This is a genomic window from Cetobacterium sp. (genome assembly GCF_048470075.1).
Taxonomy (GTDB): domain Bacteria; phylum Fusobacteriota; class Fusobacteriia; order Fusobacteriales; family Fusobacteriaceae; genus Cetobacterium_A.
This window is the reverse complement of the sequence record NZ_DBGBQB010000223.1, coordinates 1-15,455: the sequence shown is the minus strand read 5'-3', so window position 1 is coordinate 15,455 and position 15,455 is coordinate 1. Positions and strand designations below refer to the sequence as shown.

The window sequence follows — 15,455 nt, the reverse complement described above, 5'->3', positions numbered from 1 at the left end:
AATATATACAATTTCTATCTTTGTGAAAAAAATGGCTTTAAAAAGAATTTTTCTACTTTTAATTTCTAAAACTTTATGATATAATGAAGGTGAAATTGGAAGCGGATGAGTTACTGGTGTACTCAGCAGTCTTCAAAACTGTCTTGGCGAGTTAAATCGCTGATAGGTTCGATTCCTATACGCTTCCGCCAATTTTAAAAAGTTAAGCCTCACCAAAAGGTGAGGCTTTTTTGTTTTTCCTATCTACTTACTTAAAAAATCTCTATATATTAGGTAATAAACTGAAGCTGACCAACTAAAGTTTGAACAGTGTAGTCCCTCTCCTGTCTCTGGACTGTAGTTTTCTCTTATCACTCCATCTGTTAATAACCCTTCTGAATTTTCAAAAAGTTTTCTACTTAACTCTTGAGCCTCTTTTTTATATCCATAGTTATTTAAGCCAACTACTCCAAAATATGCTTGATCTAACCACACTGGACCACGCCAATATTTTACAGGATTATATTTTGGATTATCTTTAGCTGAAGTTGGGAATGGCAAGTATGTATTCATTACATTTTCATCCATTATATTTTCTACCACTTTTTTTGCCTCTTTTTTTGTGGCTAAATTTGCCCATAACGGAATATATCCCTCAGTCCCCTTTCCTCTATTAACAAGTAGTTTTTTATTTCCTTTTTCATCTATCTGTAAATCGTAATAATAACCTGTTTTTTCATCAAACATATTAGTATTTACATACTCTTTAATTTTTTTTGCAGATGCTAAGTACTCTTTTTTTTCAGTTGGTAGATTTAAAATCTCTGCCATATTACTTAAATATATTTTTTCAGCATATAGGAATGAGTTTAAGTCTACAGACTCCTGATTTATAGAGTATCCCACTAAAACTCCTTTGGCATCTTTATTCTCTAAAACCTTAACACCAATATCATCTGCTCCATACCCCTCCACATCGAATCTAACAGCATTGTCCATTCCACTTTCCCATGCTGCTGCTAATATTATCTCCTCTGGAGTATTATTTAATCTATGGACCATCCCTCCATACTCAGCAATACCATTTTTATCAAAATCTCTATTTGTATACCACCAATTATGATACTCTTTTAGCTTAGGATACATCTCTTTTAAAAACTCCTTATCTCCACTAACTTTATAGACTTCCCAAACAGCCCATGCTGCCAATGCTGGTTTAGAGTTTCTTTCATTCCAATTTCCTCCATCTCCATCCCTATCTTCATCCTTGTTATAGAAAATCGCATCTATAATTACACCTGCATCTTGAGGTCTTACTTTATCATCACTCTTAATTTGATAGTCAAATAGAGCCCTTATATTATTTTTAGCTAACTCCTCATTGAAATTGGCTGTAGCCACAGCTTGTTTCCAAGAATCCCATGCCCAAAATCCATTGAACCATTTATAGCTTACAGATGGAGTTATCCCATCATGCTTTATAGCACCAGCAGGGCTTCTCCAGTTTGTCATTAACGTATTTATAGCCTTTATAGCAGCTATATCATATCTTGAGTTAGTATCAGTAGTTTTTACTGTTTTATCTATATAACTTTGCCATCTTTTACCATTTTCATTGAAATATACTTCACTATTGCTTAATATCTCCTTCACTACATTTTTTTCCTTATTGGCTTCACTCTTTGAAAATGTATAGGATTCTGTTGTATAGGTAACCAACTTATCTTTTGGAGGTATAACTATAGATTCCTCAACTTGAGACCTATATGTATTATTTTTTATCTTTGTTTTTACTGGTAAGGAGTGCTTAATTTCAAATTGAGTATCATCATCCATCAAATAATCCCATACCAGTCTTTTCTCTTTAAAATCAACTATAACTCCATTCTCAGACTTTTTTAATGAGTTGTTCAATGTTATATAATCATACTTTTCACTCTTTGTATTCCATTTTCCTAATCTATTGTACATCTTTCCTGTCCAGCTCAATTGAAGATTCAAATTACTATCTGTCCTATTTACTATTGATGTCTTTATTAGAGCTGTTCTATTTGTTACAAAAATAAGTTCCATAGTCAGTGTTATATCCTCTAGCTCATAATTTTGAATCAACTTACCGGGAATATAATCAAACTTTACTTTTGCCTTTGATAAATCGTACTTTTTATTTGTCGCTTTATTTATAATCTCAATCCTATTGAAACTATCAGATAGGTTTGCAGCATACTCTTCAGCCAGATAAAATGGTCCTGCAAATCCACCATACATAGAGTATTTTCCATACTCTGGTTGATAATATCCATGCCAAGCTCCCAAATCTACAAAACTATTTATATAGTTAGTTCCTAACTTATCAGTTTCTTTTCTTGGAGCAAAATATGTAAACTCTTTTGGTTCTCCTTGGACATTTAATATATTTTTATAGTTCTCTCTACTTATACTTTTATTACTTTCTCTCTCTTTTGCTACACAGCTAAAAAATAGGAAACTAATTGATCCCAATGCTAATATTTTTTTCATCTTTTCTCCTTATACAAAAATTTATAGTACGGATATCATTAAATACCCGTACTTTTATTTTTTTATGCTAATTTATTAGATCTTTTCTTATCTAGTCCTAGAGCTTTTTTCTCATAACTATTGTATTTCCATAGAGCCCATCCCATAAATATTACAACTCCACCCACATTGTAAACCAGTGTTAACATAATACTTTGCCCCTCTGGGAAAATCGCTGCTACAAATGCCACTGAGAATATGCACAGTAAAAATGATGTCACTATCAGACCAAACTTTCTAGATCCCATTTTAAACTCTCTCTCTAAGTGATCTTTATTTAATCTCAAGTTAAAGTATGCAACCATTATGAACAGTGGTGGCAGAAGTGATGTCGCTGCTGTCATATTTATTATTATTCCCAATAGCTCATTTATATCTCCTGATCCAAGTGCTGGTATTAAAAGCAATGGAATAACTATTAAAAACTGAATCCATGTTGCTCTTTCTGGAATACCATATTTATTTAAAGCAACTGTTTTTTCTCCGAACATATCCTTTGGAATCTCTGAGAAGAAAACCTTAACTGGCGCTGATGTCCAAACTAAAAGTGCTCCCAGTGCACTTGCTAGCATAACTATCCCTATAAAGTGGTGAATTATCTTTTGACTTATTCCAAAATGATTTCCTAGACCTACAAATACCTGAAAAATTCCAGAGGCATATGATAGTTGATCCTGTGATACAAAAACATTTACTAATAGTGAGCCTACTGAATATAGTCCTCCTATCATTATTCCTGCAACTACTATCATTCTTACAAAAGCTTTTGAGCCACCTTTTAAATCATTTATGTATACCCCTATTGCCTCTGAGCCTCCAGCTGCAAAGAATATCCATGCCATAGCTCCAAAGAACTTCCAGTTAAATGTTGGTGTCATAGCTTGGATTGTTATAGGTGTTGCTGGTTGAACTCCACCAATTAATGCCCCTCCACAAAGAATAATAAATGCAAATGACATAAACAACATCAATGAACTACCAAAACTTGTAACTTTTCCTATCCATTCTGCACCCTTTGTTGAAACCCATGTAGACACTGTAAATATCAGTATTGATAACACCGATATTGTCATTGGAGTAAAGGTATACTCATATCCCCAAAAAGCATATGATGTATAAACTAATATACTTGGTAGAAGAGATGTAAAATAAAATAGATTTACAAACCAATAGGCATAAGCACTTAAAAATGCCCATTTAGGTCCTAGTGATGATTTTACCCATTGATAAACCCCTGATTCAGAATCCTTATTTAAGCTAACAAACTCTGAAATAATAAAAACAAATGGTATAAAGTAAAACAATGTTGCAAATAAGAAACCAGGGGCCGAAGCCATCCCGATCTCTATATTGTTATTAATTACATTTCTAAAATTAAATACTGCTGCTATTGTCATTGATAATAGTGAAAATTTTCCTATCTTTGCCCTTGTTGACATATACCCTCCATGATACTATTTATTTAAGAAATAATTATCCTCAATTGTTACTTTTAATATTACTTTTTTTAAATTTTCTGCACCTTTAAATCTAAAAGCTTCATCATTTTCAATTATTACTAAGTTTCCAGATGTTAGGTTTATAATCTCTCCATCCCCATGAAAATACTCTGTATCATTTTCATCTGAATATTTAATTTTTGTATCTAGCTCTCTCTTCTTGGCGATTTCCAGATTTTCTTTTCCCTCCACATAGTAGTGGATGTCCATATATCTTCTATGTCCTTTTAAATCTTGATCATCTCTATGATTTTCCGTTTTGAACATATAAACTAGTGAATCCCCAATGCTATGATATCTATTCTCTTTTATATTCGGTATGTTTTCAATGGCTTCTTTACATCTAATCCATTTTTTTCCACTTCTAAATATGTTTTTAAACTCATCAAAACTATTTAAAATTAACATTTAATCCTCCCTAGTAACTGTATTTAGATAACTCTTTACCTTTTATACTTCCTGAATTGTAAGGTAAGATTGCAAATTCATATTCAAAGTTATTCATATATACTCTATATGAATCTAAAACTTCAGATCCCCAAGAGTTTGAACCTAATCCTAAAACTTTATAGTCCAAGTTTAAAGTTATGTAGTTAGCTCTCTCTAACTCATTTATATGTTGTGCTTTATATATATTTTCTTGTGTATAGTTCCAAGCACTAAAGTTGATAGCATCCTTAGATTTTATAAAAATCCCCTCTCCAAAATGATCAGTTAATGATACCCATTTTATATCCTGTCTATTCCCATTATCCTGTGGGAATGGGTAGTTTGTAAATAAACCGTCCACACTATTTTTATAAATTCCAACTATATTTGAAACTCTGCTATCCTGATAGTTTTCTCCAGGACCTCTACCATAGAACTCAACATTTTGATATCTCTTATTTATTCCCATCTCCAGTCCTATTTTTGGAATAATATCATTGTACTCTCCATATTTTTCTCCCGATAACTTAAATGTTATATATCCATTTTTGTCTATTTCATATACATATGTGCATCTCATTCCAAAATTAAATACAGGTGGGGCAATTAAAGATTTAACTGTCACTATAACCTTTTCTTCACAAGATTTAAACTCTATATTTCTAAATTGTTCCTGTAAAATTTGTAAGTGATTAGGAATCCATAGATCGTTATGCTCCTGTTTATGATTATCTATCATAGGTTTAAAGAAGTTTAATTTAGGTGCTCTCTCCACTATATTCTCACCATTAGAAGTCCAGTTTTCTAATTTTCCATTTAATTTAGAGAATTTTATTTTAAAATTATATCCTTCTATAGCTAACTCTAATCTATTCTCCTTTATGATTAAAGCTGTACTATTATTTGATATGTATTTTTCTTCCTGCATTTTTCTATCCTGTAGTTTAAATTGGTAGATTCCTAACTCATAATTCTCTGAGCTATACAGTGTTTTAGAGTCTTTCTTAACTTTGAAGTTTACATAGACCTCTCTGTTATCATCAATTTTTTCATCTAATTTTACTTTAAAACTCTCTCCAGGATCTATATCTGTTCTTTTTAGAGTACCCTGGGATAGGATATCTCCCTCTGCCACTATTTCATAGTGAACAGTTATATCATCTAGGTTTATATACCAGTATTTATTTTCAATTTCAAACTCATCTTTACTCTCTGTAGCTCTTATTTTTACTGGACATATAACTTGTTTGTACTCTCTTAATCCAGGTCCTGGTGTTTGATCTGAGAATATCAATCCATCCATACAAAAGTTATAGTTATTTGGATAATCTCCATAGTCTCCACCATATTTATAAACTTCATTTCCATTTTCATCAAACTCTAATATCCCATGGTCACACCATTCCCAGATATAATGTCCCTGTATGTGTGGATGCTTATAAAATACATTTTGATACTCTGTCAATCCTCCTGGTCCATTACCCATAGCATGGGCATATTCACAAATAATTCTTGGTTTATCCATTGGATGCTCTCCAAAATAGTTCATCATCTGAACTCTAGAGTACATTGTACTTATAACATCTACAACCTCTCCATCCCTGTCCTCTTCATAATGAACCAATCTCGTATTATCTAACTCTTTAGCTCTTTTACACATCTCACGAATATTAACTCCATATCCTGACTCATTTCCTAAAGACCACATTATAATACTTGGATGATTTTTTTGAGCAGCTATATGTCTTTCTATTCTCTCAACATATACATCTCTCCACTCAATATCATCTGTTATCATACTTAAATTTCCAACATTTGCAAATCCATGAGACTCAACATCCGTCTCTGCCATAACAAACAGTCCATAGATGTCACACAGTTCATAAAATCTTGGATCATTAGGATAGTGAGCTGTTCTAACAGAGTTTATATTATGTTGTTTCATTAAAATAATATCTTTTTCAGCTCTATCTATATTTATTGCTCTACCACTTATATGATCATTATCATGTCTATTTACTCCATGTAGCATCAAGTATTTTCCATTTACATAGAACAGACCATTCTTTACTTTTATATCTCTAAATCCGACTCTTTGAGGTATTACTTCTAAAATATCTCCATTTTCATCTATAAGTTCTAAAATTAGATCATATAGATTTGGAGTTTCAGCAGTCCACTGCTTCGGTGCCTGAATCATCTTTTCTAAATTTAATCTCTTTATTTTATCAATCTCTATCGAATCTATTTCTTCAGAAAAAACCACTGTATCTTTATGGTTTAATGTCCATTTTAATCTATAATCTTTTTTTATAGTCTTTTCTAAACTTTCTATGTCTATCTCTAGCGATAACTTTGCATTCACATAGTCCTTATCAAAAGTAGTTTTTATAAAATAATCTTGAATATGAGTCTTTGTTTTTCCAACTAGATAAACATCTCTAAAAATACCAGCTGTCCACCACATATCTTGATCCTCTACATATGTTGAATCTGCCCACTGTAAAACTTTTACAGATAAAAGATTTTTTCCACTTTTAACATACTGTGATATATCAAATTCAGCAGTCAATCTACTACCTTTATTAAATCCAACATAGTTACCATTTACATATACTTCAAAGTAAGTTTCTACTCCATCAAATTTTATTATTACTTGTTTATCTTCCCATTTTTCATTTAGATTAAATGTTCTCTGGTAAGCTCCTGTTGGATTATCCGTTGGAACAAAAGGTATATCTATTGGAAAAGGAAACCCTTCATCTGTATATTGTAACTTTCCATGCCCCTCAAATTGCCACATATTTGGAACATTTATCTTTCCAAGCTCACTCATCTCAGTGTTATAAAAATCCTCTGGTACTAAAAATGGATTGTCAAAGTATTTGAAGTTCCACTGCCCATTTAGAAGCATAAAGTTTTTACTTCTGTCTCTTTGGTATGTTTTAGCTATTGTTTCATTTTCATAGCTAAAAAAGTATGCTCTTTCCCTCATTCTATTTTCATTCGTCTTTTTTATATTTTCCCAATTGTTCATATTTTATATATAACCTCCCAATTAAGTGCTTTTAAAGTTTTTTTACTACATGAGTGGAGTATACAACTTTTAGTCTATTTTGTCAATTTTTTTAGTAAAATATTTAGTAAAACTTTTACTAAAACTTTTTTTTAGTTATTGCAACATAAAAAAAATATGTTATTATATATTTAAGAATATATTTATAAATAGGAGGTCACATGGCAACTTTAAAGGAGATTTCAAACCTAACAGGGCTATCTTCTGCTACTGTTTCAAGAATACTAAATAGCGATCCAACTTTATCTGTGAAGGATGAAACTAAAAGAAAGGTTTTAGAAGTAGCCGAAAAAATTGGATATAGAGTATCTTCAAAGATAAATTTGCAGGAACAACTACATTTTTTAGCTCTTTTTAATTATAGTGAAGAGTTGGAGTTTAATGATCCGTACTATCTATCTATTAGATTTTCTATAGAGGAGGAGTGTAAAAATTTAGATATACATCTTGATAAAATCTACAATGGCAATATTGGTATCGCTGAAAAAAAATATAGTGGTATTCTATGTATTGGACAATTCAATGATATTCAAATAAAAAAAATACAAAAAATATCCAATAATATAATTTTTATAGATTCATGCAATAACAGGGATTTCGATTGTATAACTGCAGATTTAAAGGAGATATCTGAATGTATTGTTGATTTTTTTATTCAATGTAACTATAAAAAAATTGGTTATATTGGAGGTAGAGATTTTGAAAATGTTTTGGACGAAAGAGAGGAAGCTTTTATAAAATACTCTCTTTTAAAGAGAGTTGTTGATGAAGATAACTTCTATGTTGGAGATTTTACTAGTAGCTCAGGCTATAATCTTGCAAAAACTATGATTGCTAATAAAAATCTTCCAGATGCTCTTTTTATTGCAAATGACTCTATAGCACTAGGGGTTTTAAAAGCCTTAAATGAAAATAAAATTAATATTCCCAATCAAATAGCTATTATTAGTATAAATGATATTCCTGCTTCCAGTTTTAGTTTTCCTGCACTATCCACTATAAAGATTCACTCTGATCTTATGGGAAGTCAATCTGTGAGAATTCTAAAGGACAAAATTGAAAGTAACAGAACTAATCCATTAAAAATAACTGTCCCTTTTTCACTAATTTTAAGAGAGACAACCAAGAACAACGTCTAACAAAAAAGCCCTACTATATCTTGATAGTAAGGCTTTTTTATTTTTTAAGGGATATCACTTCCCATTCCATTTACCAGTATCTCAAACCACTCCTCTCCAGTAAGTTTGATATCACAAGCATCCACTGCTGATTTCAACCTGTCTACTCTTCCACTTCCACAAATAGGAATTAGATTAGCTGGGTGAGATAGATGCCATGCATAGACTATTGTATCAGGTCCACAGCTATATTTTTTAGCTAACCTCTCCAAAACTTTTCTTAATTCCACTGTATTTCCATCTCCAGATGTAAATATCTCTCCCCCAGCTAAAGGAGACCATATCATCATAGGAACTCTTTTTTCTTGCATTAAATTTATTGTTCCATCGTAAAAATGATGTGTTTTTAAAGGGGATAACTCTATTTGATTAGTAACTAATTTAAAATCTAATCTACTCTGTAAAAGATTAAAATCTGATGGTAAAAAATTTGAAACTCCCCATTCTAAAACTTTACCTGATTCTCTCAAATATGTTAAAGCTCTTGCTGTCTCATCGGCATCCATATACATATTAGGTCTATGGATTAACACTAAATCTAGATAATCTGTACTCAAATTTTCCAAAGATTTTTCAACACTTTTAACTATATGTTCATAGCTAGTATCATAGCAATGGAAAGTGTTTTCAGGCATATTTTTTGACACTAATTTTATTCCAACTTTACTTACTATCTGCATCTTTGATCTCAATTCTGGCTTTAATGAAAGGGCTTCCCCAAAAATTTTCTCACACGTATAACTTCCGTATATATCTGCATGATCAAAAGTTGTTACTCCCATGTCTAGTGATTTTTCTATATATCTTAGCAACTCCTCTTTAGACATATTCCAACTATTTAAACGCCAAAACCCTAGTGCTATTTTTGACATTTTTAATTTTTCGCTAATTTGTACATATTCCATAAAAACCTCCTATATATCAAATTTTGTTGCTCCAAGTATATTACTAAAATCTTCAAATGTCAATTGAAGCAAAAAAGAAGACCTTGGGAGAGGTCTTCCATTTTGACTATTTTTTGGTTGGCGTAAATAACAGCATTTACTTTCATATTTTAAAACAAAATATTTTGTTTGTCAAACTTTTTATTTTTTAAATTACAAAGGGAAGTCATAGTATTTTTTATAATAATGAAAAAATTTGCTAGTTAAAGAGATTAGAATTCACGATTTAAGAGATTCTCATCCTTTACTACTATTATATCCAAATGTTAATCCACCAGTGATTTTAAAGGGAATAGGTCATAAAAAAGTTAATCTCATTTTAACTATCTACACCTCAATTCTAGTGAAAAAATTATTGCAATGTTAAAAGAGTTATGATATCATAATCTTAATATTTTAAGTGCGCTTTGAGTGCACTTGTTAAAATGTTTTACATAAAGTTTGTATTGAACAAGCTTTGCTAAAGAGTTACTCATATATATCCGTAATACGGTCGGAAGTTTCTACGGCTAACCTTAAATTAGCCACTATGGGTGAAATAAATAGATTTTTTTATCTAGATTTTTTAGATTATCTATTTTTCACTTGTAGAAGATGAAAATAGATAATCTTTTTTTATTTTCTACAATAGTTTAATCCCAACTATATATTTGAGTAAAATTCAAAAAAAGAATTTTAGGAGGATTATTATCAATGAAAAAAAACAGATCACCATACCACTTAGACGGAGTACCTGAATTAAAAACGGCTCTACCATTAGGATTGCAACATATCTTGGCCATGTTTGTTAGCAACATTACACCTATTATTATTGTAGCTGGTGTTTTAGGAATATCTCCTGAACAAAAGACACTTCTTACTCAAGCTTCTATGTTTGTTGCTGGTTTAAACACTCTAATTCAAGCGTATACTATCGGTCCTATTGGAGCTAAACTACCTATTGTTGTGGGAACTAGCTTTGCTTTTGTACCTGTAGCTATCTCTATTGGAACTAGATATGGATTTGAAGGTGTTTTAGGAGCTGCTTTAATCGGAGGGATTTTTGAAGGTCTTTTAGGGCTTGTTATCAAAAGAGTTAGAAAGTACTTTCCACCTATTGTCACTGGTGTAGTTGTTCTTTCTATTGGACTTTCACTTTTACCTGTTGGAATTAAGAGTTTTGCAGGTGGAGTTGGAGCGCCAGATTTTGGCTCTTTAGAAAATCTACTTATTGGAACTGTTGTTCTTGTAACTGTTGTTTTCTTTAAACAATTTACTAAGGGTATTTTGAGTACAGGATCTATTTTTATTGGAACTATTGTTGGATTTATTGTGGCTTTAATATTTGGAAAAGTTAATTTGCAACCGCTTATTCAAGCTGATTATTTGACTTTACCTAAACCTATGATGTTTGGATTTTCATTTCATTTTGATGCTATATTAGCCATGATTTTAATGTTTATTGTATCTGCTGTTGAAACTGTTGGAGATATGTCTGGAGTTACAATGGGTGGAGCTGGAAGAGAGACAACAGATAGAGAACTTTCTGGTGGAATACTTGCAGATGGATTAGGAAGTGCTTTAGCTGCTATGTTTTCAGTTTTACCAACAACATCATTTAGCCAGAATACAGGTATTATTGCAATGACTGGTATAATGAGTAGATTTGTTGTTGCCACAGGTGCTATGTTCTTAGTTGTAGGTGCTTTTATCCCTAAAATAGGAGCTCTTTTCACAATTATTCCCGCTAGTGTTATAGGTGGAAGTTTAGTTATGGTTTTTGCTATGATATCGATTAGTGGAATTAACTTAATTACAAAGGAACCTTTAAAAGGTAGAAACTCTGTTATTTTAGCAGTTTCATTGGGACTTGGGTACGGTCTTGGAAATGTTCCTGAAGCTTTAACTGTTTTTCCTGAAAGTGTAAAGCTTATATTTGGTGGGTCTGGAATTGTTGTTTCTGGAACAATTGCTGTATTTCTAAATATAATTTTACCTCTAGAGAATGACGAAATTAAAGAAAAAGCAACTAAAGAAATGGAATTAACTAAAAAAGTTGCATAATAAATTAGATTAATTGGAGGTTTTAACTTGTTTTCTTTTTCAAAATTTTTTCTAGCCTCTTCTCTTGAAGAAGCTTACTCAGAACTTTTAAAAAATAAAAAAAATATTATTCTAGGTGGAACTTCCTATTTAAGAATGGGAAATACCCCTTGGAACACAGCTATTGATCTATCAAATTTAGAGCTAAACTATATTTTGGACCAAGGGGATTTTATCTCTATTGGAGCTATGACTAATTTTAGGCAGTTGGAAACGAACTCTCTATTAAATAGATATTTTGGAGATATTTTTAATACTGCTTTAAAAGATATTATTGGTGTACAATTTAGAACAAATGTAACTGTTGGAGCAACAGTTTTTAGTAAGTACGGTTTCTCTGATTTAATCCCTGTTTTATTGGCTTTAGATAGTAAAGTTAAACTTTTTAATGGTGGGATAATATTACTTGAGGAGTTTTTAGCTGAAAAAAATATACGTAGAGATATTTTAGTTGAGATTTTAATCCCAAAAAGAGAGTGTAAAACATCTTTTCAGTGTGTAAGAAAGAGTAAAACTGATTATTCTATTATAAATTTAGCTATTTGTAACTTTGATAACTATATATCTATCGCTGTTGGTTCAAGACCTGGTAAAGCTATCTTAGCTAGAAAAACTATGGATATATTCAACCAAAGTGAAAATATTGAAAAAGAGATTGTTAATGCTATGAAGCATATTGGAGAGGAAATTCCTTTAGATTCAAATATGAGAGGTTCTAAATCTTATAGAGAACTTCTATTGACAGCATTACTTAGAAAAGGAATTCAGGAGGTTTTAAATTAATGTTATTAACAACTACTATAAATGGTAGAAAAAAAGAGATTCTTATTAAAGATGATGACTATCTACTTGATGTTTTAAGAAAAGAGGGATATCTTAGTGTAAAAAGAGGATGTGATACTGGGGCCTGCGGTCTTTGTACTGTTCTTTTAAATGGATCTCCTATACTTTCTTGCAGTACTCTTGCTGCTAGAGCACAAGGAAAACAAATCTCTACTATTGAGCATTTCCCAAATGAAGCTAAAAAATTTGCATCTTTCATGACCACTGAGGGTGCTGAGCAATGTGGTTTTTGTTCTCCTGGATTTACTTTAACAGTAATCGCTATGATAAAAGAGTTAAAAAATCCCACTGATGAAGAGATTATGCACTATTTAAATGGGAATCTTTGCAGATGTAGTGGATATGTTTCCCAACTTAGAGCAATTAGAAACTTTATGGAGGATATGGTAAATGAAAATTGTTAATACATCTGTAAAAAAAGTTGATGGTATTGGTGTTGTTACAGGGAACCCCGCCTATACTGAGGATTTAATTTTAAACAACAATGTTTTAACTATAAAGTTATTAAGATCTCCTCATCCATTTGCTAAAATTAAAAACATAGATACTTCTATAGCACTAAAAGTGCCTGGTGTGGAGGCAATCTTTACTCATGAGGACACGCCTAAAACTAGATTCACTCTCGCTGGACAAAGTTTTCCAGAGCCTTCTCCATATGATAGAAGAATTCTTGATGAATATGTTAGATATGTTGGAGATCCAGTGGCCATTATAGCTGCCGAAGATGAAAGATGTGCTGAAAAAGCTATGAAACTAATTAAAGTTCAGTATGAAGTTTTAGAACCTATTTTAGATTTTGAAAAAGCTATTGATTCTCATGTTGTAATTCATCCTGAAGATGTGCATACTAATTTTGAAATTGGATATGAGAGAGAGAGAAATATCGCTTCTAAAGCCTATGCTGAAAAACCAGGTGTGGATGAGGGGTTTGAAAACAGTGATGTAATTCTTGAAAGAACTTACTATACACAGCCTCAAATACATGCAATGATGGAAACTTATAGGTCATATAGTTATTTTGATGTCAATGGAAGATTAACTACAGTGAGTTCAACTCAAATCCCTTTCCATGTTAGAAGACATCTCGCTAGGGCACTAGAGATGCCTAGCAGTAAAATAAGAGTTATAAAACCTAGAATAGGTGGAGGTTTTGGTGGAAAACAAACAGCTGTTTGTGAAATATATTCAGCTTTTGTAACTTTAAAAACTGGTAAGCCATCTAAAATAATTTATAATAGAAAAGAGACTCATACATGTACAACTACAAGACATGGAATGAGACTTGATGTTAAAATTGGTTCAGATTTACAAGGAAATATAAAAGCTATTGATATAAATGTTCTTTCCAATGCTGGAGCATATGGAGAGCATGCTCCCACTGTTACATCCCTTGTATCATATAAAACTTTCCCTCTATATGACACTGTTCCTATGAGATTCAATGCTAATATCGTTTATTCTAATACCATGAATGCTGGAGCTTTTAGAGGATATGGAGCTACTCAAGGTACTTTTGCAGTAGAATCTATCATCAATGAGCTAGCACATCATCTAAATCTTGATCCTAGTGATGTTAGAATGAAAAACCTCGTTGAACCTTGTGAAGGAAAGTATATAACAAGTGGAGATATTAAAAAATGTATTGAGATTGGAAAAGAAAAATTCAATTGGAAAGAGAAATCAAAACCTAGAGAAGTAGCTCCCAATAAAATCAGAGCTGCTGGAATGGCTGTTACAATGCAGGGTTCTGGAATTGCTGGAGTAGATACTGCCGCTGCTACAATTAAGCTTGGGGATAGAGGGGATTTCAATCTTATGGTTGGAGTTACTGATATGGGACAGGGGTGTGATACTGTTCTCACTCAAATAGCAGCAGAAGTTTTGGAGATTCCTATGGATAGAATATCTATTCACTCTGCTGACACAGATATCTCCCCTTATGATCCTGGAGCTTATGCTTCAAGTGGAACATATGTCACTGGAAATGCGGTTATTATTGCTGCTAATAATATGAAAGAGGAGATTTTAAAAGGAGCTTCTAAACTGTTCAATGTAGATATTAATAAGATTGAATATCTTGGAACAGAGTTAAAAATAGATGATAAAACTATTTCATTGGAGGAATTTGCTCAACGTTCTATATCTTTTGAAGGTATGAACCAGATTACTACCACAGGAACTTGGGGTGGTGAAACATCTCCTCCACCTTTTATTGCTGGTTTTGCCGAGGTAGAGGTAGATACTTTAACTGGAGAGGTTTCTGTTCTTGAATATTTATCTGTTGTTGATTGTGGTACTCCTATAAACCCTAATCTAGTTCAAGTTCAAGTTGAAGGTGGAGCTGTTCAAGGAATAGGACTTGCTCTTTTTGAAGATATTAAGTATGATAGAAAAGGAAGAGTTATTTCGGACTCTTTAATGCAATATAAAATTCCTTCAAGACTTGATTGTAAAAACATACGAGTTGAGTTTTCCAACTCATATGAAAAAACAGGACCTTTTGGTGCTAAATCTGTAGGTGAGGTTGTTGTAAATACACCAGCTCCTGCTATAGCAGATGCTGTTTATAACGCTACTAAGGTGAGAGTTAGAACCCTTCCTATAACATCTGAAAAAGTTCTAATGGGAGTTTTAAATATATAAAACTATTTTAGTGGGAGGAGAGTTATGGCAGAACTTTTTAATATAAAAAAGGGAGATATTATCTCCATTACAGGGGCTGGTGGTAAAACCTCATTGATGTTCTATCTGGCCAGTGAACTAAAAAAAAGTGGCACTGTCTTAATTGCTACAACTACTAAAATCTTCAAACCTGAATCAAAAGAAAATAATAGTTTTATTTTCATATATCCTGAGGAGATTGATT

General features: G+C 31.9%; 10 protein-coding genes, 1 tRNA gene, 1 pseudogene and 1 riboswitch. Of the genes and pseudogenes, 7 read left to right on the top strand and 5 right to left on the bottom strand.

The features are described from left to right. Positions 1-97 precede the first annotated feature (97 nt). A tRNA-Sec gene (locus ACMOUI_RS07915) sits at positions 98-191 on the top strand. A gap of 52 nt (positions 192-243) precedes the next feature. Here ACMOUI_RS07915 and ACMOUI_RS07910 read toward each other — a convergent pair. The 4 genes from ACMOUI_RS07910 to ebgA form a co-directional block, all read right to left on the bottom strand. Further along, positions 244-2,499, bottom strand: coding sequence for an MGH1-like glycoside hydrolase domain-containing protein (locus ACMOUI_RS07910; RefSeq protein WP_418965184.1), 2,256 nt, complete (start codon positions 2,497-2,499; stop codon positions 244-246). A gap of 62 nt (positions 2,500-2,561) precedes the next feature. Further along, entirely contained in the window at positions 2,562-3,977 is a 1,416-nt protein-coding gene (locus ACMOUI_RS07905; protein ID WP_418965183.1) for an amino acid permease, read from the bottom strand. Positions 3,978-3,992: 15 nt separating this feature from the next. Continuing rightward, positions 3,993-4,445, bottom strand: coding sequence for a beta-galactosidase subunit beta (locus ACMOUI_RS07900; protein WP_418965182.1), 453 nt, complete (start codon positions 4,443-4,445; stop codon positions 3,993-3,995). Between the two features lie 10 nt (positions 4,446-4,455). Continuing rightward, entirely contained in the window at positions 4,456-7,503 is a 3,048-nt protein-coding gene (ebgA, locus tag ACMOUI_RS07895) for a beta-galactosidase subunit alpha (protein ID WP_418965181.1), read from the bottom strand. A 200-nt stretch (positions 7,504-7,703) separates the two neighbouring features. Here ebgA and ebgR point away from each other — a divergent pair, with 200 nt between their 5' ends. Next, entirely contained in the window at positions 7,704-8,681 is a 978-nt protein-coding gene (gene ebgR, locus ACMOUI_RS07890) for a transcriptional regulator EbgR (protein WP_418965180.1), read from the top strand. Between the two features lie 44 nt (positions 8,682-8,725). Here the strand turns inward: ebgR and ACMOUI_RS07885 are convergent, their stop codons facing one another. After that, complete coding sequence (locus ACMOUI_RS07885) at positions 8,726-9,625, bottom strand: aldo/keto reductase (protein ID WP_418965179.1); 900 nt, start codon at positions 9,623-9,625, stop codon at positions 8,726-8,728. Between the two features lie 491 nt (positions 9,626-10,116). Continuing rightward, positions 10,117-10,214, top strand: a riboswitch (purine riboswitch). 143 nt (positions 10,215-10,357) lie between these two features. Between ACMOUI_RS07885 and ACMOUI_RS07880 the strand changes: the two genes are divergently transcribed. The 5 genes and pseudogenes from ACMOUI_RS07880 to ACMOUI_RS07860 form a co-directional block, all read left to right on the top strand. Further along, complete coding sequence (locus tag ACMOUI_RS07880; RefSeq protein WP_418965178.1) at positions 10,358-11,707, top strand: uracil-xanthine permease family protein; 1,350 nt, start codon at positions 10,358-10,360, stop codon at positions 11,705-11,707. Between the two features lie 27 nt (positions 11,708-11,734). Next, on the top strand, positions 11,735-12,529 hold the full coding sequence (locus ACMOUI_RS07875) for an FAD binding domain-containing protein (protein ID WP_418965177.1): 795 nt from the start codon (positions 11,735-11,737) through the stop codon (positions 12,527-12,529). Beyond that, entirely contained in the window at positions 12,529-12,993 is a 465-nt protein-coding gene (locus tag ACMOUI_RS07870; RefSeq protein ID WP_418965176.1) for a (2Fe-2S)-binding protein, read from the top strand. The genes ACMOUI_RS07875 and ACMOUI_RS07870 overlap by 1 nt, the downstream gene beginning before the upstream one ends. After that, positions 12,980-15,232 carry a xanthine dehydrogenase family protein molybdopterin-binding subunit gene (locus tag ACMOUI_RS07865; protein ID WP_418965175.1) on the top strand — a complete coding sequence of 751 codons (2,253 nt, stop codon included), beginning with the start codon at positions 12,980-12,982 and terminating at the stop codon, positions 15,230-15,232. The genes ACMOUI_RS07870 and ACMOUI_RS07865 overlap by 14 nt, the downstream gene beginning before the upstream one ends. Before the next feature lie 24 nt (positions 15,233-15,256). Continuing rightward, positions 15,257-15,455: pseudogene (locus ACMOUI_RS07860) on the top strand (putative selenium-dependent hydroxylase accessory protein YqeC); the annotation flags it as partial.

Excerpts from the sequence above, each read along its gene's own strand:
- ACMOUI_RS07910 (WP_418965184.1), bottom strand. The coding sequence starts at position 2,499 with ATGAAAAAAATATTAGCATTGGGATCAATTAGTTTCCTATTTTTTAGC.
- ACMOUI_RS07905 (WP_418965183.1), bottom strand. The coding sequence starts at position 3,977 with ATGTCAACAAGGGCAAAGATAGGAAAATTTTCACTATTATCAATGACA.
- ACMOUI_RS07900 (WP_418965182.1), bottom strand. The coding sequence starts at position 4,445 with ATGTTAATTTTAAATAGTTTTGATGAGTTTAAAAACATATTTAGAAGT.
- ebgA (WP_418965181.1), bottom strand. The coding sequence starts at position 7,503 with ATGAACAATTGGGAAAATATAAAAAAGACGAATGAAAATAGAATGAGG.
- ebgR (WP_418965180.1), top strand. The coding sequence starts at position 7,704 with ATGGCAACTTTAAAGGAGATTTCAAACCTAACAGGGCTATCTTCTGCT.
- ACMOUI_RS07885 (WP_418965179.1), bottom strand. The coding sequence starts at position 9,625 with ATGGAATATGTACAAATTAGCGAAAAATTAAAAATGTCAAAAATAGCA.
- ACMOUI_RS07880 (WP_418965178.1), top strand. The coding sequence starts at position 10,358 with ATGAAAAAAAACAGATCACCATACCACTTAGACGGAGTACCTGAATTA.
- ACMOUI_RS07870 (WP_418965176.1), top strand. The coding sequence starts at position 12,529 with ATGTTATTAACAACTACTATAAATGGTAGAAAAAAAGAGATTCTTATT.
- ACMOUI_RS07865 (WP_418965175.1), top strand. The coding sequence starts at position 12,980 with ATGAAAATTGTTAATACATCTGTAAAAAAAGTTGATGGTATTGGTGTT.